Genomic DNA, 21,949 nt, shown 5'->3' on the forward strand with positions numbered 1-21,949 from the left:
ACGTGAAATCCATCACCTCGCGGGACAATCCGCTCTACAAGCGCATCAAGGCGCTCGCCGGCTCGACGGCGCAGCAGCGCCGCAGCGGCCACGCGCTGCTGGAAGGCCTGCATCTCGCGTCCGCCTATCTCGATGCCGCCGGGCAACCGGAAACCTGCATCGTGACCGAGGGCGCGCTCACGCACGAGGAAGCGCGGCGGATCGTCGCGCGCATCGAGGAAAAGCGGGTGATGGTGCTGCCGGATGCGCTGTTCGGCCAGCTGTCGAGCGTCGTGCATGGCGTCGGCATGCTGTTGCTGGTCGAGAAGCTCGACGCCGAACTGCCCGTGCGGGTCGCCGAAACTTGCGTGGTCCTCGATGGCGTGCAGGACGCCGGCAATGTCGGCTCGATCCTGCGCAGCGCGGCGGCGGCCGGCATCACGCGCGTGTTCTGCGCGCCGGGGACGGCGTACGCGTGGTCGTCGAAGGTGCTGCGCTCGGGCATGGGCGCGCATTTCCTGCTGGATATTTTCGAGGACGTCGAACCGGACGGGCTGATCGCGCGGCTCGACGCGCCCGTGACGATCACGGACTCCCACGGCGCCGTGGCGCTGTACGACTGCGACCTGTCCGGCGCGCTGGCGTGGGTGTTCGGCAATGAAGGGGCGGGCGTGTCGCAGGTCTGGCGCGATGCCGTCACGCATCGCGTGACGATTCCGCAGCCGGGCGGCATGGAGTCGCTGAATGTGGCGGCTGCGGCGGCGATCTGTCTGTTCGAGCAGTGCCGCCAGCAGCGTTGAACCGGCGCCTTCGCGTCAGTAGTAGGAAGGCCGCTCGGGCTTCACTTCCTGCAGGATCGTCGTGGCGATTTCCTCGATCGACTTGTGCGTCGACGACAGCCACTTCACGCCCTCGCGCTTCATCATCATCTCCGCTTCGTTGATCTCGTAGCGGCAGTTCTCCAGCGCGGCGTACTTGCTGCCCGGTCGCCGCTCGTTGCGGATCTCGGAGAGCCGTTGCGGATCGATCGACAGCCCGAACATCTTCTCGCGATGTTCCAGCAGCGGCGTCGGCAGCTTGCCGCGCTCGAAGTCTTCCGGAATCAGCGGATAGTTCGCTGCCTTCACACCGTATTGCATCGCCAGGTAGAGGCTGGTCGGCGTCTTGCCGCTGCGCGACACGCCCACGAGGATCACGTCGGCATCGGCGAGATTGCGGTTGGACTGGCCGTCGTCGTGCGCGAGCGAGAAGTTGATGGCCTCGATGCGGTTCTTGTATTCCTCGGTATCGGCGTTCTGGTGCACGCGGCCCATGGCGTGCGTGGACTTGATTTCCAGTTCCTGTTCGAGCGGCTCGATGAAGGTCTGGAACATGTCGAGCACGAGCGCGTTGCAGCCCTTGACGACTTCGTTCGACGCACTGTCCACCAGCGTGGTGAACACGATGGGCCGGCGGCCGTCCAGCGCGACGGTCTCGTTGATCTTCTCGACGGTCGCGTAGGCCTTGTCGATCGAATCGACGAAAGGCACGCGCACGAGCCGGAATTTCTGGTCGAACTGGGCGAGGATCGAATGCGCGAAGGTTTCGGCAGTGATCCCGGTACCGTCGGAAACGATGAATACGGAAGGCGGCATCGGCGGAAAGAAAAAAACGAAAAGGAAAAGGATGAAAGCGGGCGGCAGCGGTGGCGCGAAAGCACGGACGCCGGAAAAACCTGTGTTATGGTAACTGACCGCCGGCGAAGAGAAAAACGAGTGCAGAGCGGGCGCCTGGGTGTGGGATGCCCCACGAACAGGCCCGAAACACCTCGATTTTGCCGTTGAACCCCTGCCTGATCGAAACAATTTCGAAATGCAGCAAGGTAGAATAGCGGCAACCTGTTCGATAAGCAATTGCGGACAAACTGAAGCGGATTTTCGTCAAATCGCGGTCGTTTCGTGGCTTTTGTAGCGTGTTGCAGGGTAAATCCACGGTCTCGAGCAAGTTTCCGACGTTTCGCTTCTTTTTGACCACGCCCCGGTATTCACCGGTATCAAGCGGCGTGGCTCCCCCGAAGGCTTATCAAACAGGTTGTACGAGATGCGGCCGGCGCTTCCAATGAGCGCCGCCGCATATGAGCCCACTCGTGCGATCGAGAATTCCATCCACCTTAGGGGCTTGTATGAGTAACGCAGTCAATGTCGCGAAAGATGTCGCAAAGGATCAGGCGTATGTAGTTCCCTTCGAGCAGTTGCGAATGACCGACGTGGAAATCGTCGGTGGCAAGAATGCGTCGCTCGGCGAGATGATCAGCCAGCTTTCCGAAGCCGGCGTTCGCGTGCCCACGGGCTTTGCAACCACGGCCCTCGCATTCCGCGACTTCCTCCAGCACAACACCCTGACGGACCGCATCGCGAAGCGTCTCGAAACCTTCGACGTCGACGACGTCAAGGCGCTTGCCGAAGCCGGCAAGGAAATCCGTCAATGGATCGTCGACGCACCGCTGCAGCCGCGTCTCGAAGAAGAAATCCGCCGTGGCTTCGAGGTCCTGCAAAACAGCTCGCCCGAAGAGCTGTCGTTCGCCGTGCGTTCGTCCGCGACCGCGGAAGACTTGCCCGACGCCTCCTTCGCGGGCCAGCAGGAAAGCTATCTGAACGTGGTCGGCGTCGAGGACGTGCTCGATCGCATGAAGCACGTGTTCGCCTCGCTGTACAACGACCGCGCCATCTCGTATCGCGTCCACAAGGGCTTCACGCATGCTGAAGTCGCGTTGTCGGCGGGCGTGCAGCGCATGGTGCGCTCGGACGTCGGCGCGGCCGGCGTGATGTTCACCATCGACACCGAATCGGGCTTCAAGGAAACCGTCTTCATCACGTCGAGCTACGGCCTGGGCGAAACCGTCGTGCAGGGCGCGGTGAATCCGGACGAATTCCACGTCTTCAAGACCACGCTCGAACAGAACAAGTATCCGATCATCCGCCGCTCCATCGGCTCCAAGCTCATCAAGATGGAATTCACGAAGCCGGGCGAGCCGGGCCGCGTGAAGACGGTCGACGTGCCGCACGAGCAGCGCAACCGCTTCTCGATCACCGACGAAGACGTGATCGAACTCGCGAAGTACGCGGTCATCATCGAGAAGCACTATCAGCGTCCGATGGACATCGAGTGGGGCAAGGACGGCCGCGACGGCAAGCTGTTCATCCTCCAGGCGCGTCCGGAAACCGTGAAGAGCCAGGCGTCCGGCAAGGCCGAGATGCGCTTCAAGCTGAAGGGCCAGTCGAACGTGCTGACCACCGGCCGCGCGATCGGCCAGAAGATCGGCGCGGGTCCGGTGCGCGTCATCCATGACCCGTCGGAGATGGAACGCGTGCAGCCGGGCGACGTGCTGGTCGCCGACATGACCGACCCGAACTGGGAGCCGGTGATGAAGCGCGCATCGGCCATCGTGACGAATCGCGGCGGGCGTACTTGCCACGCAGCCATCATCGCGCGTGAGCTGGGCGTGCCGGCAGTGGTCGGCTGCGGCGACGCAACGGACATCCTGAAGGACGGCGCGCTCGTCACGGTGTCGTGCGCGGAAGGCGACGAAGGCAAGATCTACGACGGCCTGCTCGAAACCGAAGTGACCGAAGTCCAGCGCGGCGAACTGCCGGCCATTCCGGTCAAGATCATGATGAACGTCGGCAATCCGCAACTCGCGTTCGACTTCGCGCAGCTGCCGAACGCGGGCGTGGGCCTGGCGCGCCTCGAGTTCATCATCAACAACAACATCGGCGTCCATCCTAAGGCGATCCTCGAGTACCCGAACGTCGACGCGGACCTGAAGAAGGCGGTGGAGAGCGTGGCGCGCGGTCATGCATCGCCGCGTGCGTTCTATGTCGACAAGCTGACGGAAGGCATCGCCACGATCGCGGCCGCGTTCTATCCGAAGCCGGTGATCGTGCGCCTGTCCGACTTCAAGTCGAACGAGTACAAGAAGCTGATCGGCGGTTCGCGTTATGAGCCGGACGAAGAGAACCCGATGCTCGGTTTCCGCGGCGCGTCGCGCTATATCGCGGAAGACTTCGCCGAGGCGTTCCACATGGAATGCGTCGCGCTGAAGAAGGTGCGCGAGGAGATGGGTCTCGACAACGTCCAGATCATGGTGCCGTTCGTGCGGACCCTGAAGCAGGCGGACCGCGTGATCGAGCTGCTGGCGAAGTTCGGCCTGAAGAGCGGGACGAACGGCCTCAAGCTCGTGATGATGTGCGAAGTGCCGTCCAACGCGATCCTCGCCGAGCAGTTCCTGGAGCGCTTCGACGGCTTCTCGATCGGCTCGAACGACCTGACGCAGCTGACGCTCGGCCTCGACCGCGACTCCGGCATGGAACTGCTCGCCGCGGACTTCGACGAACGCGACGAAGCCGTTCAGTTCATGCTCAAGCGCGCAATCGAAACGTGCCTGAAGCTGAACAAGTATGTCGGTATTTGCGGACAAGGCCCGTCGGATCATCCGGACCTCGCCGTGTGGCTGGCGGAACTGGGCATCGAATCGATGTCGCTGAACCCGGACACGATCATCGACACCTGGCAGCAGCTGGCGAAGACCTTGTCGAAATAAGCAAAATCCGCCTTTCCCGATGCTTTCGGAAAGGCGCGAGCGTGCTATAAAAACACCCCGGACATCCTCCGGGGTGTTTGCATTTGGAGGCGGGCATGGCTGCGAGCGGACTGTTCTGGTGGGTGTCGGCGGGGGTGCTGATCGTGTTCGAGCTGTTCACTGGCACGTTCTATCTGCTGATGGTGGCGCTCGGCTTTCTCGCGGGCGGCGTGGCGCATGTGCTGGGCGCGCAGCCGCACCTGCAGTTCGTCGTGGCGGCGCTGGTCGCCCTGATCGCGGTGGTGGCGCTGCGGCGCTCGCGCTTCGGCAACTGGAAGCGGCGCGACGCGTCGCGCGATGCCGGCGTGAATCTCGATATCGGCGCCACCGTGGAAGTGGACCAATGGCGCGACGGCCGCGCGCGCACGATGTATCGCGGCGCGCAATGGGATGTCGAACTCGCGCCGGGCGAGGCCGAAGGCGCGCGCTGGTATCGCATCACCGCGCTCGACGGCAACCGGCTCGTGGTCGTCGCGCGCCGCTGAAGACACAAGACAACACAACTGCGAGGAGTAGCAAAGATGGACGTCACCATCGTCGGGGCCATTCTGCTCGTGATCGTCATCGTGATCGCGGCGCAAACCATCAAGATCGTGCCGCAGCAGCATGCGTGGGTGCTCGAGCGGCTCGGCCGCTATCACTCGACGCTCACGCCGGGCCTCAACATCGTGCTGCCGTTCATCGACCGGGTGGCCTACAAGCACGTGCTCAAGGAAATTCCGCTGGAAGTGCCGAGCCAGGTCTGCATCACGCGCGACAACACGCAGTTGCAGGTGGACGGCGTGCTGTACTTCCAGGTCACGGACGCGATGAAGGCGTCGTACGGTTCGAGCAACTTCGTGTTCGCCATCACGCAGCTCTCGCAGACCACCTTGCGTTCCGTGATCGGCAAGCTGGAACTCGACAAGACCTTCGAGGAGCGCGACTTCATCAATCACAGCATCGTCAATGCGCTGGACGACGCCGCGTCGAACTGGGGCGTGAAGGTGCTGCGCTACGAGATCAAGGATCTGACGCCGCCTAAGGAAATTCTCCACGCGATGCAGGCGCAGATCACCGCCGAGCGCGAGAAGCGCGCACTGATCGCCGCGTCCGAAGGTCGCAAGCAGGAGCAGATCAATCTGGCCGCGGGCGCGCGTGAGGCGGCGATCCAGAAGTCCGAAGGCGAACGGCAGGCCGCGATCAACCAGGCGCAGGGCGAGGCGTCGGCCATTCTCGCGGTTGCCGAGGCGAACGCGCAGGCCATCGAAAAGATCGGCACCGCCATTCAGACCGTGGGCGGCATGGAGGCGGTGAACCTCAAGATCGCCGAGCAGTACGTCAGCGCGTTCGGCAATATCGCGAAGGCCGGCAACACGCTGATCGTGCCGGGCAATCTCTCGGACATGAGTTCGTTGATCGCGTCGGCGTTGACGATCGTGAAGGGCGAGGGCGGCGGCAGCGTGATCCGCAAGGGCTGAAAAACAGGGCGCTGCAAGAGCGCCCTGTTTGCCTTATTTCGTGGCCGAACGCATCAGCCGTGCGCGCTCGCGATCCCAGTCGCGTTTCTTTTCGGTCTCGCGCTTGTCGTGCAGCTTCTTGCCCTTGGCGAGGCCAATCTCGCATTTCACGCGGCCTTCCTTGTAGTGGAAGTTGAGCGGCACGAGTGTGTGGCCGCGCTGCTCGACCTTGCCGATGAGCTTGTCGATCTGGTCGCGATGCAGCAGCAGCTTGCGCGTGCGCACCGGGTCGAGGTTCGCGAACTTCGAGGCCTCGGGCAGCGGACTGATATGCGTGCCGATCAGAAAGAGCTCGCCTGCCTTGATGACGACGTAGCCTTCCTTGATCTGCCCGCGGCCCGCACGCAGCGCCTTGACTTCCCAGCCTTCGAGCACGAGACCGGCCTCGTAGCGTTCCTCGATGAAGTAATCGAAGAAGGCTTTTCTGTTGTCGATGATGCTCATGAATGGAAAGTGCTCAACTCGTTTAAAATCACGATTTTAGCAGCGCGCCGGCACGCGAATGTTCTGATGCCGTGTTCTCTTGCGCGTTGCCGCCCAATTCAGCCTTCGCTGCGCCCTATATGGCAGATGTCCAGAAAACCGTGTTGATCCGCCATTCGGCGGAGGAAATGTTCGACCTCGTCACCGATGTCGCCGACTATCCCAATTTCCTGCCCTGGTGCGGCGGCGTCGAGATAGGCCGCCATGACGAGAACGGCATGGAAGCCAAGATCGACATCAGCTTCAAGGGCATCAAGCAGCATTTCGCCACGCGCAACACGCAGAAACGGCCGACCAGTATCGATATGGAGTTTCTGAGCGGCCCTTTCAAGAAGTTCACCGGCTATTGGCGCTTCACGCCGCTGCGGGCCGATGCGTGCAAGATCGAGTTCGCACTGCACTACGAGTTTTCCAATGTGATTCTGGAAAAGCTCATCGGGCCAGTGTTCAGTCATATCGCCAATACCTTCGTCGATTCCTTCGTGAAGCGTGCGGACCAGCGCTACGGCAAGCCATGATGCAGATCGACGTGTGCTACGGCCTGCCCGACGGCGCCAGCTTCCTCGCGCAGGTCACGCTGCAGGACGGCGCGAGCGTGCGCGAGGCCATCGAGGCGAGCGGCGTGCTGCGCGTGCATCAGGACATCGACCTGAGCCGGCAGAAGGTCGGCGTGTTCGGCAAGCTCAGTACGCTCGATGCCGTGCTCGTCGCGTTCGATCGCGTGGAGATCTATCGGCCGCTGACGGTGGATCCGAAGACGGCTCGCCTGCGCCGCGTCGAAAAAGCGCGGCGTGCGGGATCGATCGAAGGGCGCAAGTGGCAGTCGAAGGATGTGCGCTGAGCGTTGACTCGTGTCAATGTGCCGGGACTTCCCGTGTGGAAACCGCCGGCCGCACCGTATGCTGCCTCACGGACCAGCTGACGCCCGCGAGCAGCAGCACCACCGCCAGCACTTCGGGCGTGCGCGGCCAACGGCCGTCGTAGATGAAGGCATAGAGCAGCGCGAAGAGCGTCTCGAACGCGATCATCTGACCGGACAGCGTGAGCGGCAGGCGCTTCGCCGCCGCATTCCACAGCATGTTGCCGAGCCATGAACCGCCGGTTGCGAGCGCAATGCTCACGATCCAGAAGAGATGCCAGCGTTCGGGCGCGACAGCGGCCTGGACGGTGCCTGCGGGCAGCATCCAGGCGATCACGCCGAGCACCGCACCCAGCAATCCCGTCACGATGCCCCACAGCACGGACCACTCGCTGCCGTCGAAGTGATCGTTCGCCTGAAGATAGCGGGCGTTGACCACCGCGTACCAGGTCCAGGCGGCCAGCGCGCCGACGGCGCAGGCAAGGCCCGCGAGGCGCGTGAGAATGCTCGCGTGGGACACGGCCCCGGACACGCCGAGCAGATCGCGGAACACATCGAGGTTGATGCAGGCGATGCCCGCCACCACGAGCAGCAGCGGACCGGCGAGCCGCTTGAGGTCGATTGCGCCATGATCGCGCCGGCCGGCGAGCGTGACGGTGACCGGCAGGATCCCGACGATCAGCGAGGCCGGCGCCACGCCCACGAGCTGCACGGCGCTCGCGAGCAGCATGTAGTAGAGCAGGTTGCCGACCAGCGCGAGCCGGGCGAGGGCGACGAAGTCGGCGCGCGTGAGCTTCCTGAGCAAACCGCGGGCGATGGGCAGCGCCGCCGCGAGCGACACCGCGCCGTACATCAGATAGCGGCCGATGCTGAGCGTGAGCGGCGAAAAGTCGGGCAGAATGCGCGGCGCCAGAAAGATGAAACCCCAGATCGCCCCCGCCGACATTCCGTACATCACACCGCGCTGCATTGCCCGAGTCCCCGTCCGCATCCTGAAGAAGGCGCGAAGCGTAGCATGCGCGCCCCGCGCGCGGTTCGCGAAGACGATCCCGCACGCGGCGCGGCGCAGGCCCGGTTTTTGTCCGACGAGCGGCCTAACTTGCTGTTCGGACAGTGAAAACCCGGAGAACTATCGGTATAATCTGCTTTTGCGCCCATAGGATTTGCCATGCGTCTGATCCAGAAAGCACTCACGTTCGATGACGTGCTCCTCGTGCCCGCCTTCTCCAGCGTTCTCCCGCGCGACACCAGTCTGAAATCCCAGCTGACTCGCAACATCTCCCTGAACATGCCTCTCGTGTCCGCCGCCATGGACACGGTCACCGAAGGCCGGCTCGCCATCGCCATGGCGCAGCTGGGCGGCATCGGCATCGTCCACAAGAATCTCACCGCCAAGGAACAGGCGCGCGAAGTCGCCAAGGTGAAGCGTTTCGAGTCCGGCGTCGTGCGCGATCCGATCACCGTGCCGCCGCAAATGCGCGTGCGCGATGTCATCGCGCTGACGCAGCAACATGGCATCTCGGGCTTTCCGGTGGTCGAGGGCGCGCAGCTGATCGGCATCGTGACGAACCGGGACTTGCGCTTCGAAGAGCGCATGGACGAGCCGGTGCGCACCATCATGACGCCGCGCGAGCGGCTCGTGACGGTCAAGGAAGGCACCTCGCTCGCCGAGGCCAAGGCGCTGATGCACAGCCACCGTCTGGAGCGCGTGCTGGTCGTCAACGACGCGTTCGAACTGCGCGGCCTGATGACCGTGAAGGACATCACGAAGCAGACCGAGAATCCGGACGCGTGCAAGGACGAAGACGGCAAGCTGCGCGTGGGCGCGGCGGTGGGCGTCGGTCCGGACAATGAAGAACGCGTCGATGCGCTGGCGCAGGCGGGCGTCGACGTGATCGTCGTCGATACCGCGCACGGTCACAGCCAGGGCGTGCTGGAGCGCGTGCGCTGGGTCAAGCAGAACTATCCGCATGTGCAGGTGATCGGCGGCAATATCGCAACGGCGGCGGCCGCCAAGGCGCTCGTCGAGTACGGCGCGGACGCGGTCAAGGTCGGCATCGGCCCGGGCTCGATCTGCACGACGCGGATCGTCGCGGGCGTCGGCGTGCCGCAGATCACGGCCATCGCCAATGTGTCGGAAGCGCTGCGCGGCAGCGGCGTGCCGGTCATCGCGGACGGCGGCGTGCGCTTCTCGGGCGACGTCTCCAAGGCGCTGGCAGCGGGCGCGAACGTCGTCATGATGGGCAGCATGCTGGCGGGCACCGAGGAATCCCCGGGCGACGTCTTCCTGTATCAGGGCCGTCAGTACAAGGCGTATCGCGGCATGGGTTCGGTCGGCGCGATGAAGGACGGCGCGGCGGACCGCTACTTCCAGGACAATTCGGCGAACATCGACAAGCTCGTGCCGGAAGGCATCGAAGGCCGCGTGGCCTACAAGGGCTCGGTCAACGCCATCCTGTTCCAGATTGTCGGCGGCGTGCGCGCGAGCATGGGCTATTGTGGTTGCAGCACCATCACGGAAATGCACGAAAAGGCGGAGTTCGTGCAGATCACCGCGGCGGGCATGCGCGAATCGCATGTGCACGACGTGCAGATCACGAAGGAAGCGCCCAACTATCACGTCGATTGAGCGTCGCCGTTCCGTGGCCTCGCGCTTGTTCGTCAACTGACCTGGACTGCCCATGAAACCGTTGCTGCGCGTCGTACTGGTCATCAATGCCCTGATCTTCCTGGCGTTCGGCCTGTTGTTCCTGCTGACGCCATGGGCGGGCCTGTACAGCGCGTTGCAGCTCGATGCCATCCGTGTGCAGCCCGCATTCGCCGGGCAGTTGCTCGGGGTGGCGCTGATCGGCCTCGCATGGCTCGCGTTCCACGCGGCCGTCGACGGCGCGTTGACCGCGCGGGCGGCGCGCGTTTCGGGGCACGTGCAGTGGCTGTCGGGCGTCGTGGTGCTGGTCTGGCTGCTCGGATTGAAGATGCCGCAGGTCGACAGCTTCGGACAGATGAGCGCGGCGGTGGTCGGTGTCGTGCTCGTGGTGCTCGGGTTCGGCAGCGTGAGGCTGTCGTCGGCGGTGCGCCGGCGCGAGCGCGCCGCGCAGGCGGGCGCCGCTTCGGCGCAACGTGCCGAGAAGCGGGCGGCGAAAACACGCGACGAGGTCGTGACGCCCGTGGCGCCGGTTCCCGTTGCGGTACCGCCGGATACGGCAGTGCGCCCTTCGGCGCGGGCGCCCGAGGCGACCGGCATCGATCCCGTCAGCGGCCGCATGGTGGAGCCGTCGGGCCGTCCGCTCGATGGCGGCGCCGTGGATCCCGCAACCGGCGCGACACTCGATCCCGTCACGGGCCGCAAGCTCGATCCGGTCAGCGGACACGAGATCGACGCTGCGACCGGAAGGCGCATCGAGCCGGAGATCAGCGGCGGGATCGATCCGGCGACTGGCCGGCGGCTGGATCCACTCGATCCGCTTGATCCGCGTGATCCGCTTGATCCACGTGATCCGCTCGTTCCGCGCACGGGTCCGGCAAGCGGAGCGCCGCGCTGAACGCGCGCACTTCCCGGGCCGGCGCCGTCGCGAAGCAGGCGGGGCGCGGGTGGCAACAGGACATACCAGCACGGTCGGCCAGGGCGCCGGCCGTCGATTCATTTGCGAACACTTCGCTGGCGGCTCGCGCACGAGGGCGGGCCGGCAGCATCGACAACCATCGTTCTTCTAGCCTTTGGCCGCAGCCATGCACGACAAAATCCTGATTCTCGATTTCGGCTCTCAAGTCACCCAGCTGATCGCGCGGCGTATCCGCGAATCGCACGTCTACTCGGAGATTCATCCGTACGACGTCGATGAAACCTTCATCCGCGAATTCGCACCGAAGGGCATCATTTTGTCGGGCGGCCCGAATTCGGTCACCGAGGCGAAGTCGCCGCGCGCGCCGCAAATCGTCTTCGATCTGGGTGTGCCGGTGCTCGGCATCTGCTATGGCATGCAGACCATGGCAGATCAACTGGGCGGCAAGGTCGAGCTCGGCAATGTGCGCGAGTTCGGCTATGCGGAAGTGCAGGCGCTGAACCACACGGGCTTCCTCGAAGGCATCGAGGACTTCAAGGCCGAGAAGGGCGACTCCATGCTGAAGGTGTGGATGAGCCACGGCGACAAGGTCGTGGATCTGCCGGCGGGTTTCAAGCTGATGGCCTCGACGCCGTCATGCCCGATCGCCGCCATGGCCGACGACGACCGCCGCTTTTACGGCCTGCAATGGCATCCGGAAGTGACGCACACGGTGCAGGGCCGCGCGATGCTCGACCGCTTCGTGCTGGAGCTGTGCGGCGCGAATCCCGACTGGGAGATGGGGCATTACATCGACGAAGCGGTCGAGAAGATTCGCGCGCAGGTGGGCAACGAGAAGGTGATTCTCGGGCTGTCGGGCGGGGTGGATTCATCGGTGGCGGCGGCGCTGCTGCATCGCGCGATCGGCGACCAGCTGACCTGCGTGTTCGTCGATCATGGCCTGCTGCGCCAGAACGAGGCCGAGCAGGTGATGTCGACGTTCGCGGATCACCTCGGCGTGAAGGTCATCCACGTCGATGCCAGCGAAGTCTTCCTGCAGAAGCTCGCCGGCGTGACGGATCCGGAGGCGAAGCGCAAGATCATCGGCGCGGAGTTCGTCGAAGTGTTTCACGCGGAATCCGACAAGCTCACCGATGCACGCTGGCTCGCGCAGGGCACGATCTATCCGGACGTGATCGAATCTGCGGGCAAGGGCAAGAAGGGCGCGCACACCATCAAGAGCCACCACAACGTCGGCGGCTTGCCGGAGACGCTGAATCTCAAGTTGCTCGAGCCGCTGCGCGAACTGTTCAAGGACGAAGTGCGCGAACTCGGCGTGAAGCTCGGTCTGCCGCCCGCGATGGTGTATCGCCATCCGTTCCCGGGTCCGGGTCTGGGTGTGCGCATTCTCGGCGAGGTGAAGCGGGAGTTCGCGGATCTGCTGCGCCGCGCGGATGCGATTTTTATCGAGACGCTCCGGACGACCATCGACAAGGAAACGGGCAAGTCGTGGTACGACCTGACGAGCCAGGCGTTTGCGGTGTTCCTGCCGGTGAAGAGCGTCGGCGTGATGGGCGATGGACGCACGTATGAGTATGTGGTCGCGCTGCGTGCCGTGCAGACGCTGGATTTCATGACCGCGCACTGGGCGCATCTGCCGCATGAACTGCTCGGGCATGTGAGCAATCGCATCATCAATGAGGTGCGGGGGATCAATCGCGTGGTGTACGACATTTCGGGGAAGCCGCCGGCGACGATTGAGTGGGAGTGAAATCAGGTCCTTCGGGGACTATCGCCGGCTATCGGAAAGTAAGTCAACGTGTTGGTTTAAAAGAAAATATGTCGTTGAACCTATCGGCGGCTATCGCTGGCCGGCACAACAGTTGGCGGTAGGCCTGCGGCAAAATCGAGGCCGGACAGGGGAGCGAGTCGCCGCAAGTTTGGTTTCCCTCTCTGTCGTCGCTTGCCGCAGCCCTTTCGGACGACAACCTTCGTTTGCTGCGCCTGATCCATGAGAGACAGCCGAAGTCACTGACGGAACTGGTCGAACTCAGCGGCCGCAAGGTTCCGAGCCTGTCGTGCACTCTGAAGAAGATGGCCGATTACGGACCGGTTTCGCTGCAACGCGATGTTCGAGACGTTCAGCCCGCCGCATTGGCAACTGAATTTGTGATCGTGTTGCATTGAGTGTCATGGTCAAAGAGGATGACATCCTTGTGCCGGTCACAAGATGGAGTGTTGAGCGTCGAACGACAGGCAGCCAAGGGGGAAGTCAGCATGGGAGCAACCACGTTCTATGAATAAGCAGACACTCAGCGAACGCGATATCTGCACCAAGTTCATCACGCCGGCCCTGGAAAAATCCGGATGGGATGTTCTGACCCAAGTGCGCGAAGAGTTCCTGTTGACCAAGGGGCGCATCATCGTGCGCGGCAAATTGCACACACGCGGCCAGCACAAGCGCGCCGACTATGTGCTGTTCCACAAGCCCAACCTGCCCATTGCTGTCGTCGAAGCCAAGGACAACAAGCATGCCATCGGCTCGGGCATGCAACAGGCCCTCGGCTATGCCGAAATGCTACAAGTGCCTTTCGCATTCAGCAGCAATGGAGATGGCTTCCTGTTCCACAACAAGATTGCCAAGGACGGCATTATTGAGCGCGAATTCAGCCTGGATGAGTTCCCCAGTGCCAATACGCTGTGGCAGTGGTGGGCAGAGCATCAGGGGCTAAACACGCAGCAACAGGCCCTGGTGGCCCAAGACTACTACAGCGACGGCAGCAACAAGACGCCCCGTTACTACCAGTTGCTCGCTATCAACAAAACCATCGAGGCGATTGCCAAAGAGCAGAAGCGCATTCTGCTGGTGATGGCCACGGGCACAGGCAAGACCTATACCGCCTTCCAGATCATCTGGCGGTTGTGGAAGTCGCGTGCCAAGAAACGCATCCTGTTCCTGGCGGACCGCAACATCCTGGTCAATCAGACCATGACCAACGACTTCAAGCCGTTTGGTGCGGCAATGACCAAGATCCAAAAGCGGCAGGCCAACAAGTCGTATGAGATCTACCTGTCGCTTTACCAGGCCGTCACCGGTAACGAAGAAGAACGGAACATCTACAAGCAGTTCAGCCCGGAATTCTTCGATCTGATCGTGATCGACGAATGCCACCGAGGCAGCGCCGCTGAAGATTCGGCTTGGCGCGAGATCCTGACGTATTTCCATTCCGCCACACAGATTGGCCTGACCGCCACGCCCAAGGAAACCAAGGACGTATCCAACATCGACTACTTCGGCGAGCCCATCTACACCTACTCGCTACGCCAGGGCATCGCCGACGGCTTTCTCGCACCCTACAAGGTGGTGCGCATCGACCTGGACAAGGACCTGGCCGGCTGGCGTCCCGACAAGGGTATGCTTGACAAGCACGGCAACGAGATCGAAGACCGCATCTACAATCAGCGTGATTTTGACAAGACGCTGGTACTGGAACAGCGCACGCACGTGGTGGCGCGCAAGATCAGTGAATACCTGAAAGCCAGCAACCGCTTCGACAAGACCATCGTCTTCTGCGACAACATCGACCATGCCGAACGCATGCGCCAGGCGCTGGTCAACGAAAACGCCGACCTGGTGGCGCAGAACCACCGCTATGTCGTGCGCATCACCGGCGACAACGAAGAAGGCAAGATGGAGCTGGATAACTTCATCTTCCCGGAAAGCAAATACCCCGTCATCGCGACCACCTCCAAGCTGATGACCACGGGCGTCGATGCCCAGACCTGCAAGCTCATCGTGCTGGATCAACGCATCCAGTCCATGACCGAATTCAAGCAGATCATCGGTCGAGGAACGCGCATCAACGAGGACTTCGACAAGTACTGGTTCACCATACTCGATTTCAAGAAAGCGACCGAACTGTTCGCCGATCCGGCTTTCGACGGCGATCCCGTGCAAATCTATGAGCCAAGCCCTGGCGAGCCACCGCTTCCTCCAGATGAAGAAGATGGGGAGGCGTCGCCTGACGACGAATTCACTTATCCGATGCCGGACGACAACCCTACGTCCCCCGGCGGTGTAGCCGAACCGCTGCTAGGTGAGGAAGGCAGCAGCGTGCGCCGTTACGTTGTCGCCAACGTCGAGGTCAAGGTGGTGGCCGAGCGGGTGCAGTACTTTGACGCCAACGGCAAGCTGATCACCGAGTCCCTGAAGGACTACACCCGCAACACCCTGGTCAAGGAGTTCTCGTCGCTCGACGATTTCCTGCGCCATTGGAGCAAGGCCGAGAAGAAGCAGGCCATCATCGACGAGCTGGCCCATCAGGGGATCTTCTTTGAGGCCTTGGCCGACGAGGTGGACAAGCAATCCGGCAAGGATTTCGACCCTTTCGATCTGCTGTGCCACGTGGCCTGGGATCAACCCCCACTCACGCGCAAGGAGCGGGCCGAACATGTCAAGAAGCGCCACTACTTCGCCAAATACGGCGAGCAAGCGCAGAAGGTACTCGAAGCCCTGCTCGACAAGTATGCCGACGAAGGTGTGGCCGCCATCGAGGAAACGCAAATCCTCGCCATCGCCCCCTTCAACCGCCTAGGCACACCGATCGAACTGATACGTGCCTTTGGCGGGAAGACGCAATACCAACAGGCCGTGGGGGAGCTCGAACGAGAGCTCTACCGTGCCTGACCAGAACTAGACCCAGGAAGTATTCATGTCACTTGCAACTCTTATCAAATCCATCCAGGACATCATGCGCAAGGATGTCGGCGTCGATGGAGACGCTCAGCGCATCAGCCAGATCTGCTGGCTGTTGTTCCTGAAGATCTTTGACGACAAGGAACAGGAGTGGGAGCTCACCCAGTCCAGCTACCGCTCACCGCTGCAAAGCCGTTTTCGCTGGAGCAACTGGGCCAAGGATGCGGAAGGCATGACCGGTGAAGAGCTGATCGACTTCGTCAACAACGACCTCTTTCCTTCCTTGAAACAGCTTGCCACCAAGGCGGGTGTGTCCGCGCAAGGCCGGGTGATCGGCGCGGTCTTCGAGGATGCCTACAACTACATGAAGTCGGGCACTCTGCTGCGTCAGGTGATCAACGCCATTGAAGAGGACGTGGATTTCAATTCATCCAGCGACCGGCACCTGTTCAACGATATCTACGAGAAGATCCTCGCCGACCTCCAGTCGGCCGGCAACGCTGGCGAGTACTACACTCCGCGCGCAGTCACGCAGTTCATGGTCGATATTCTTGACCCGAAACTCGGCGAGAGCATCCTCGACCCGGCGTGCGGCACGGGCGGCTTCCTGACCTGCGCCATCGAGCACCTCAAGAGGCGCGTCAAGACGCCCGATGACAACCGGCTGTTGCAAGAGAACGTCCATGGCGTCGAGAAGAAGCCCCTGCCGCACATGCTGGCCATGACCAACATGATGCTGCACGGCATCGACGTGCCTAGCCGGATCCGCCACGACAACACGCTTTCTCGCTCGTTCAAGGACTATGGTCCGCGCGACCGGGTGGACATCATCATCACCAACCCACCATTCGGTGGCATGGAAGAGGATGGCATCGAAAAGAATTTCCTCGCCAAGCATCAAACCCGCGAGACCGCCGATCTGTTCATGGCGTTGATCATGCACCTGCTCAGGCACGACACGGGCCGTGCCGCTGTGGTGCTGCCGGATGGCTTCCTGTTCGGCGAGGGGGTGAAAACCACGCTCAAGCGCGAACTACTGGAAGAGTTCAACCTGCACACTATCGTGCGCCTGCCCAAAGGCGTGTTCGCCCCCTACACCAGCATCGCCACCAACATCCTGTTCTTCGAGAAGGGCGGTTCTACTAAGGACGTATGGTTCTTCGAGCATCCCTATCCGGATGGCTACAAGAGCTATTCGCGTTCCAAGCCGCTGACCATTGATGAGTTCGACCGCGAGAAAGCCTGGTGGGGCGGCCCGCAACGCAAGGGGCGCAAGACCACGGAGCATGCCTGGAAGGTCTCTGCCAAGGATCTGGCTGCTCGCAACTACAACCTGGACTGCAAGAACCCGCACGAGGTGACTGTCGAACTAGGTGATCCGGACGAACTGATGGCCGAATACCAGGACATCAGCCGCCAGTTGCAGGTTGCCCAGCAAGCGCTGAAAGCCGAACTGCTGGCGGCGCTCAAGGTCACCAGCGGGGAGGCGGAATGAGCGACAAGCCCGTGTCACTCGTTACAGCCCCGGAAGGCTATGCCAACTGGTTGGGCGAGCTGAAGAATCGCATCCACAGTGCCCAGCAGCGAGCCGCGCTGGCCGTTAACCGCGAACTGGTGCAGCTCTACTGGCAGATCGGCCGTGACATTCTGCAACGACAGGCCGAGCAAGGCTGGGGGGCCAAGGTCATCGAGCGGCTGGCGCACGACCTCAGGACAGCCTTTCCCGAGATGAAGGGTTTTTCCCGCGCCAACCTGATGTACATGCGTTCCTTCGCTGACGCCTGGCCGGACGCGGCAATTGTCCAACAGGCTGTTGGACAATTGCCCTGGGGCCACAATCTGGTGCTTCTGTCCAAGCTGAAGCAACCAGAACAGCGCCTCGCCTATGCCCAGCGTGCCGTGGAACGCGGCTGGTCGCGCGCCACGCTGGAAATCCATATCGAAACCCGCCTGCTGGAACGAGAAGGTCAGGCAATCACCAACTTTACCGAACGTCTCCCCGCGCCGGGAACTGATCTGGCTCGGCAAGCCCTCAAGGATCCCTACCTGTTCGACTTCCTGGATGTTGGTCAGGAAGCCAACGAGCGGGAAATTGAATCAGCGCTAGTCAAGCACATCACCCAGTTCTTGTTGGAACTGGGCGCGGGTTTCGCCTTCGTCGGTCGCCAGGTCCATCTGGAAGTGGGGGGTGATGACTTCTACATCGACCTGTTGTTCTACCACCTCAAGCTGCGCTGCTACGTGGTCATCGAGCTGAAAGCCGAGAGGTTCAAACCAGAACACCTCGGTCAGTTGAGCTTCTACCTCACCGCCGTGGATATGCAGGTCAAAGCCGAGCAGGACAATTCCACCATCGGCCTGTTGCTCTGCAAGAGCAAGAACACCGTGGTGGCCGAATACGCATTGCGAGACAAGACCCAGCCCATCGGCGTTGCGGAATATCAATTGATCGAATCCTTACCTGAAGAACTGCAAACCAACCTGCCCAGCATCGAACAGCTCGAACGCGAACTGGGAGGCGAACATGAATAAGCACACCGCCCAACTACTGGAAAAGCATTTCGACACCGCCTTTGCTGCACCTGATGGCATCAAGAAACTGCGCGAGCTGATCCTGACGCTGGCCATGCAGGGCAGGCTGGTGCCGCAAGATCCGAGCGAGCAGCCTGCAAAGGAATTGCTGCAAGAGGTGGAAGCCGAGAAACAGCGGCTGGTGCAGGAAGGCAAGGTCAAGAAATCCAATTCCTTGCCGCAGGTGACGGAAAAAGAAAAGCCATATGTGTTGCCGCAGGGATGGGAGTGGGCGAGGTTGCAGTGTTTTTCCGATTACAACGGAAGGCCAAATATCGATCCGAGTCATATTGATGACGATGCCTGGCTGCTTGATTTGGAGGACATCGAAAAGGAAACCTCTCGGCTCATCTGTCGGGCAAGGTATTGTCAGCGCGAATCAAAATCCACCAAGTCAACTTTCAAGAAAGGCGACGTTCTTTATGGAAAGCTGCGTCCGTACTTGGACAAGGTCATGGTGGCAGATTCAGATGGAGTCTGCACCACTGAAATAGTGCCGATCGTTCCAAGCAAAGCATTGATCCCTGAGTTTCTTCGTTGGCTTCTAAAACGACCGGATTTTCTTTTGCATGTAAATTCACTGATGTACGGTGTAAAAATGCCTCGTTTGGGGACGGATGACGCCATTCGCAGTGTTCACCCACTCCCTCCCGTGAATGAACAACACCGCATCATCGCCAAAATCGACGAACTGATGGCCCGTTGCGATGAGCTGGAAAAACTGCGTTCTGCACAGCAGGGAGCACGTCTGACGGTTCATGCCGCAGCCATCAAGCAACTGCTAAACATTGCTGAGCCTGGGCAGCACCAGCGCGCCCAGAACTTCCTCGCCGAACACTTCGGAGAGCTTTACACCGTCAAGGAAAACGTCACCGAACTGCGCAAAGCCATTCTGCAACTGGGAATGAGGGGCAAACTCATCCCGCAAAGGCCGGACGACCAGCCCGCCAGCGAACTGCTGCCGGAAATCGAAGCCAAGAAACAGCGGCTGGTGAAGACAGGCAAGATCAAGAAGCCCAAGCCAGTACCTTCAATCGCTCAAGTAGATGAGCCATTTCCTGTTCCTGACAATTGGCGATGGGTGAGGATTGCCGAGCTTGCGGAGTCGGTAGATTATGGAACATCACAGAAAACGTGTGACGATTCCTCACTTGTTCCTGTTTATCGAATGGGAAATATTGTTGATGGTCGATTGATAGATGAAGGATTCAAGTATGTCTCGCCAGAAATCGACGAACTGCCTCGCCTTTTCCTTCAACCAGATGATATTCTTTTTAACCGCACGAACAGCTATGAGCTGGTTGGAAAAACGGCGCGATACACAGGCCATGCCGAGCAGGCGACATTCGCATCTTATCTGATTAGGATCAGATTACTTGACGGGTTACTGAGTCCAGTTTTCATGAGCTTAGCCATGAATGCTCCCTATTTCAGATCAACTCAAATCGAACCTGAAATTGTTCAACAGTGTGGGCAAGCGAATTTTAACGGTACAAAGCTTTCACTTTGTGTTGTTCCTCTTCCGCCTCTCGCTGAACAACATCGCATTGTCGCTCGCATCGATCAATTGATGGCTTTATGCGACTCTCTAGAACAGCGGATCGACGCGACCAATGACAAGCAAACCGAATTGCTGAGCAATCTGATTCGTGCACAATCGCGAGGCAATACAGCTGGAGAACTCCAGCGAACGTCGCGTTCAAAAGCCCAAGTCATTGACCTCACCACCTACCGTGCCAGCATCGGCTGCTATGCAATCAACAAACTCGCCAACGCCCAATACTTCGGTCGAACCGCTGCCGCCAAGGTGATGTATCTGGCGCAAGCACATAATGGCCTGGATTTGGATTTGAAGCCCGAGCGGGAAGCTGCGGGGCCACTGGATGCCTGGATTTATGATTTCGAGCGGCAAGGTCAAGACCAACGCTGGTTCGAGGTCAATGAAAAGACCTTGGCCAACGGCAGGAAAAAGACGGAATACCGCTGCTTGTCGGCGCTGTCGGAGCCCGCAGCGAGAGCCGAAGCCCTGATGTCGTCCGGCCAGCGGGCTGAATTTGATCGTTTGATTTACGCCCTGGCAGGCAAGAAGACCGAAGAGGTCGAGATCATCGCTACGCTTTTCGCCGTTTGGAACGATTTCCTAATCGATGGTGTTCAACCGACGGATACGCAGATCATTTTCGATGTTCGCGAGAACTGGCACGAACGTAAAGCACGCTTCACCCCAGCCGAGCTCGGCCGATGGCTTGATTGGCTCCGCAGAGAGAACATCATTCCTCGAGGACTGCCACCAAGGACCGCGCAGCAATCGAGATTAGGTTTCGATTAATGACGGTTCTTGGACAGGCCGAATCTCTACCAACTGACGGCCGCTGGAAGCGGGGAGGGCTGCGGGGAAAATTCCTTGTCTCAGATCGGGCCGGAATCTCTATGTATTTGCGGCTCTGATATCGGGCATGGGTCAGGTGCTGGATCAAGGCCATAAATACATTGAAGACATTGGCATCGTGCTGTGCAAAGAGAAGAAGCGCACCATTGTCGAATACGCGCTGCGTGACGCGCGCAAGCGCATCAGTGTGGCGGCTTACGAAATCACCAAGACGATCCCGAAAAAGCTGAAGGATCAGGCGCCGTCGCCCGGAGCTGTTGCCCAATGCTGGACCCAAAAAGCGGGGCTGATGTGCGGTCTCAAGTTATGTATGATTGGTGTTGATTGATGATACGCCGATACTCCACAAACCCGCGTCAGCACAGCGTCTGCTTTTCTGACGGTATGAGCGACGGTAAGTCTTTTTCCGATCACAACCAAACCCTTTGACCGTGCGGAGTTGGGCGAGGTGTTGATGATCGAGTGGGAGTAAGGGTCGAACAAGCTCGGAACGCGAGCTTGTTCGCACTTGTGTCACCCCTACGCGCATGACTGAGTCAGCCGCGAGTGACAACTTCAGAGCCCGCCAAGTGCGGGCTTTCTCGTGTGACGGCAGTTTGTTCATGGATTATTGATTCATGGAAGACCTGATGCACGACCTGAAGGCAATTCTGAAAGACCTGGCGGATGCTGAACCCTACAAGCCTTCGAAAAAGCTGCATATGGAGCGGTCGAGAAAGCTGGTTCGTCTGCTGCTCGTGCTGGGCGCGTTATGCATGCTTCTGCTTGTCATCGCGGGCCTCTGGTACAAGGTCCGGCATACGCCGGCACTCGCTTATATCGCGCTTGTTCTCTGTATTCTGACTTGCTTGTTCGGCGTCTCCGCTACGCTCGTTGAACCGGTTACTTCGTTCATGGTCATGCTGCGCTGGAAAGAGGAAACGACGAATACCTTCATCACCGAAATCGAAAATGATGAAACTAACGTCAAGCGTCTGATCCGCTACGACGACGCTGGGCTGAAACGCGCGCAGTACTGGGTTCAACTCAAGATCAAGCGGCTCGATACACGCATCGTGTTCTTTTTCGGAGGAAGCACGGTCGTGTACTCGCTGCTCGCGCTCACCTTCTCGAACTGAGGTTCCCTCGGTTTTTCGCCTTCCAGAGGCCCCGGGTTATGCAGCGGCATTCCTTGTCCGCTGAGCCACAACCCAGTCTTGCATGAACTGGGTTGGCGACACGAAGCCAAGCGATGAATGACGACGACTGCGGTTATAAAACACTTCGATGTATTCGAACAAGTCCGCGACGGCTTCGCGTTGCGTGCGGTACCT

The 21,949-nt window shown here is 60.6% G+C and carries 20 protein-coding genes; 16 read left to right on the top strand and 4 right to left on the bottom strand.

The genetic code is table 11. From position 1 onward, the window contains the following. Window positions 1–2: 2 nt before the first annotated feature. Window positions 3–779 carry an RNA methyltransferase gene (locus QCE64_RS05645; RefSeq protein ID WP_309915497.1) on the top strand — a complete coding sequence of 259 codons (777 nt, stop codon included), beginning with the start codon at window positions 3–5 and terminating at the stop codon, window positions 777–779. 15 nt (window positions 780–794) lie between these two features. On the opposite strand, the gene QCE64_RS05650 is transcribed toward QCE64_RS05645, so the two are convergent. Then, a complete protein-coding gene (locus tag QCE64_RS05650; RefSeq protein ID WP_309808087.1) occupies window positions 795–1,613 on the bottom strand; it encodes a pyruvate, water dikinase regulatory protein in 819 nt (272 codons plus the stop codon). A gap of 527 nt (window positions 1,614–2,140) precedes the next feature. Here QCE64_RS05650 and ppsA point away from each other — a divergent pair. The 3 genes from ppsA (at window position 2,141) to QCE64_RS05665 (ending at window position 6,057) form a co-directional block, all read left to right on the top strand. After that, window positions 2,141–4,558: a phosphoenolpyruvate synthase gene (gene ppsA, locus QCE64_RS05655; RefSeq protein WP_309915499.1), complete on the top strand. Its 2,418-nt coding sequence runs from the start codon at window positions 2,141–2,143 to the stop codon at window positions 4,556–4,558. A gap of 95 nt (window positions 4,559–4,653) precedes the next feature. Then, the gene (locus QCE64_RS05660) at window positions 4,654–5,082 is read left to right on the top strand and encodes an NfeD family protein (RefSeq protein ID WP_310003012.1); all 429 of its coding nucleotides are present in this window, start codon (window positions 4,654–4,656) and stop codon (window positions 5,080–5,082) included. 36 nt (window positions 5,083–5,118) lie between these two features. Continuing rightward, complete coding sequence (locus tag QCE64_RS05665; RefSeq protein ID WP_309929781.1) at window positions 5,119–6,057, top strand: SPFH domain-containing protein; 939 nt, start codon at window positions 5,119–5,121, stop codon at window positions 6,055–6,057. A 33-nt stretch (window positions 6,058–6,090) separates the two neighbouring features. Here QCE64_RS05665 and smpB read toward each other — a convergent pair whose 3' ends face one another. Then, on the bottom strand, window positions 6,091–6,540 hold the full coding sequence (gene smpB / locus QCE64_RS05670) for an SsrA-binding protein SmpB (RefSeq protein ID WP_309808092.1): 450 nt from the start codon (window positions 6,538–6,540) through the stop codon (window positions 6,091–6,093). Between the two features lie 119 nt (window positions 6,541–6,659). On the opposite strand from smpB, the gene QCE64_RS05675 reads away from it, so the two are divergent. After that, the gene (locus tag QCE64_RS05675; RefSeq protein ID WP_309831957.1) at window positions 6,660–7,097 is read left to right on the top strand and encodes a type II toxin-antitoxin system RatA family toxin; all 438 of its coding nucleotides are present in this window, start codon (window positions 6,660–6,662) and stop codon (window positions 7,095–7,097) included. Continuing rightward, window positions 7,094–7,420, top strand: a complete 327-nt coding sequence (locus QCE64_RS05680) for an RnfH family protein (RefSeq protein ID WP_310003015.1) — start codon at window positions 7,094–7,096, stop codon at window positions 7,418–7,420. Before QCE64_RS05675 ends, QCE64_RS05680 begins: the two co-directional genes overlap by 4 nt. A gap of 13 nt (window positions 7,421–7,433) precedes the next feature. Here QCE64_RS05680 and QCE64_RS05685 read toward each other — a convergent pair whose 3' ends face one another. After that, window positions 7,434–8,408 carry a DMT family transporter gene (locus QCE64_RS05685; protein WP_309915507.1) on the bottom strand — a complete coding sequence of 325 codons (975 nt, stop codon included), beginning with the start codon at window positions 8,406–8,408 and terminating at the stop codon, window positions 7,434–7,436. A gap of 198 nt (window positions 8,409–8,606) precedes the next feature. Here QCE64_RS05685 and guaB point away from each other — a divergent pair, with 198 nt between their 5' ends. From guaB to QCE64_RS05735, 10 genes are all read left to right on the top strand, one after another. Then, a complete protein-coding gene (guaB, locus tag QCE64_RS05690; protein ID WP_309915511.1) occupies window positions 8,607–10,067 on the top strand; it encodes an IMP dehydrogenase in 1,461 nt (486 codons plus the stop codon). A 52-nt stretch (window positions 10,068–10,119) separates the two neighbouring features. After that, window positions 10,120–10,980, top strand: coding sequence for a hypothetical protein (locus tag QCE64_RS05695; RefSeq protein ID WP_310003017.1), 861 nt, complete (start codon window positions 10,120–10,122; stop codon window positions 10,978–10,980). A gap of 187 nt (window positions 10,981–11,167) precedes the next feature. Further along, on the top strand, window positions 11,168–12,751 hold the full coding sequence (gene guaA, locus QCE64_RS05700) for a glutamine-hydrolyzing GMP synthase (RefSeq protein WP_309808098.1): 1,584 nt from the start codon (window positions 11,168–11,170) through the stop codon (window positions 12,749–12,751). 224 nt (window positions 12,752–12,975) lie between these two features. Beyond that, window positions 12,976–13,167, top strand: a complete 192-nt coding sequence (locus tag QCE64_RS05705) for a transcriptional regulator (protein ID WP_309915518.1) — start codon at window positions 12,976–12,978, stop codon at window positions 13,165–13,167. 109 nt (window positions 13,168–13,276) lie between these two features. Further along, window positions 13,277–15,667: an EcoAI/FtnUII family type I restriction enzme subunit R gene (hsdR, locus tag QCE64_RS05710; RefSeq protein ID WP_310003019.1), complete on the top strand. Its 2,391-nt coding sequence runs from the start codon at window positions 13,277–13,279 to the stop codon at window positions 15,665–15,667. Between the two features lie 25 nt (window positions 15,668–15,692). Next, window positions 15,693–17,171 carry a class I SAM-dependent DNA methyltransferase gene (locus QCE64_RS05715; RefSeq protein WP_310003021.1) on the top strand — a complete coding sequence of 493 codons (1,479 nt, stop codon included), beginning with the start codon at window positions 15,693–15,695 and terminating at the stop codon, window positions 17,169–17,171. Further along, window positions 17,168–18,208, top strand: coding sequence for a PDDEXK nuclease domain-containing protein (locus QCE64_RS05720; RefSeq protein ID WP_310003023.1), 1,041 nt, complete (start codon window positions 17,168–17,170; stop codon window positions 18,206–18,208). The genes QCE64_RS05715 and QCE64_RS05720 overlap by 4 nt, the downstream gene beginning before the upstream one ends. Continuing rightward, the gene (locus tag QCE64_RS05725; RefSeq protein ID WP_310003026.1) at window positions 18,201–20,576 is read left to right on the top strand and encodes a restriction endonuclease subunit S; all 2,376 of its coding nucleotides are present in this window, start codon (window positions 18,201–18,203) and stop codon (window positions 20,574–20,576) included. The genes QCE64_RS05720 and QCE64_RS05725 overlap by 8 nt, the downstream gene beginning before the upstream one ends. A gap of 127 nt (window positions 20,577–20,703) precedes the next feature. Then, window positions 20,704–20,964 carry a PDDEXK nuclease domain-containing protein gene (locus tag QCE64_RS05730; protein ID WP_310003028.1) on the top strand — a complete coding sequence of 87 codons (261 nt, stop codon included), beginning with the start codon at window positions 20,704–20,706 and terminating at the stop codon, window positions 20,962–20,964. 289 nt (window positions 20,965–21,253) lie between these two features. After that, window positions 21,254–21,754, top strand: coding sequence for a hypothetical protein (locus QCE64_RS05735; protein ID WP_310003030.1), 501 nt, complete (start codon window positions 21,254–21,256; stop codon window positions 21,752–21,754). A gap of 36 nt (window positions 21,755–21,790) precedes the next feature. On the opposite strand, the gene QCE64_RS05740 is transcribed toward QCE64_RS05735, so the two are convergent. Then, window positions 21,791–21,949: IS3 family transposase (locus QCE64_RS05740; protein ID WP_310004155.1), on the bottom strand; the 159-nt coding region annotated here is incomplete at its 5' end.

The sequence above is a fragment of the Caballeronia sp. LZ043 genome, from assembly GCF_031451075.1.
Lineage (GTDB): Bacteria > Pseudomonadota > Gammaproteobacteria > Burkholderiales > Burkholderiaceae > Caballeronia.

What these genes read in the sequence shown, in the direction of transcription:
- QCE64_RS05735 (WP_310003030.1), top strand. Translation starts at nt 21,254, where the DNA reads ATGGAAGACCTGATGCACGACCTGAAGGCAATTCTGAAAGACCTGGCG.
- QCE64_RS05680 (WP_310003015.1), top strand. Translation starts at nt 7,094, where the DNA reads ATGATGCAGATCGACGTGTGCTACGGCCTGCCCGACGGCGCCAGCTTC.
- QCE64_RS05695 (WP_310003017.1), top strand. Translation starts at nt 10,120, where the DNA reads ATGAAACCGTTGCTGCGCGTCGTACTGGTCATCAATGCCCTGATCTTC.
- QCE64_RS05715 (WP_310003021.1), top strand. Translation starts at nt 15,693, where the DNA reads ATGTCACTTGCAACTCTTATCAAATCCATCCAGGACATCATGCGCAAG.
- ppsA (WP_309915499.1), top strand. Translation starts at nt 2,141, where the DNA reads ATGAGTAACGCAGTCAATGTCGCGAAAGATGTCGCAAAGGATCAGGCG.
- QCE64_RS05730 (WP_310003028.1), top strand. Translation starts at nt 20,704, where the DNA reads ATGGGTCAGGTGCTGGATCAAGGCCATAAATACATTGAAGACATTGGC.
- QCE64_RS05675 (WP_309831957.1), top strand. Translation starts at nt 6,660, where the DNA reads ATGGCAGATGTCCAGAAAACCGTGTTGATCCGCCATTCGGCGGAGGAA.
- QCE64_RS05660 (WP_310003012.1), top strand. Translation starts at nt 4,654, where the DNA reads ATGGCTGCGAGCGGACTGTTCTGGTGGGTGTCGGCGGGGGTGCTGATC.
- QCE64_RS05725 (WP_310003026.1), top strand. Translation starts at nt 18,201, where the DNA reads ATGAATAAGCACACCGCCCAACTACTGGAAAAGCATTTCGACACCGCC.
- QCE64_RS05665 (WP_309929781.1), top strand. Translation starts at nt 5,119, where the DNA reads ATGGACGTCACCATCGTCGGGGCCATTCTGCTCGTGATCGTCATCGTG.
- QCE64_RS05685 (WP_309915507.1), bottom strand. Translation starts at nt 8,408, where the DNA reads ATGCAGCGCGGTGTGATGTACGGAATGTCGGCGGGGGCGATCTGGGGT.
- guaB (WP_309915511.1), top strand. Translation starts at nt 8,607, where the DNA reads ATGCGTCTGATCCAGAAAGCACTCACGTTCGATGACGTGCTCCTCGTG.
- hsdR (WP_310003019.1), top strand. Translation starts at nt 13,277, where the DNA reads ATGAATAAGCAGACACTCAGCGAACGCGATATCTGCACCAAGTTCATC.
- smpB (WP_309808092.1), bottom strand. Translation starts at nt 6,540, where the DNA reads ATGAGCATCATCGACAACAGAAAAGCCTTCTTCGATTACTTCATCGAG.
- QCE64_RS05650 (WP_309808087.1), bottom strand. Translation starts at nt 1,613, where the DNA reads ATGCCGCCTTCCGTATTCATCGTTTCCGACGGTACCGGGATCACTGCC.
- guaA (WP_309808098.1), top strand. Translation starts at nt 11,168, where the DNA reads ATGCACGACAAAATCCTGATTCTCGATTTCGGCTCTCAAGTCACCCAG.
- QCE64_RS05720 (WP_310003023.1), top strand. Translation starts at nt 17,168, where the DNA reads ATGAGCGACAAGCCCGTGTCACTCGTTACAGCCCCGGAAGGCTATGCC.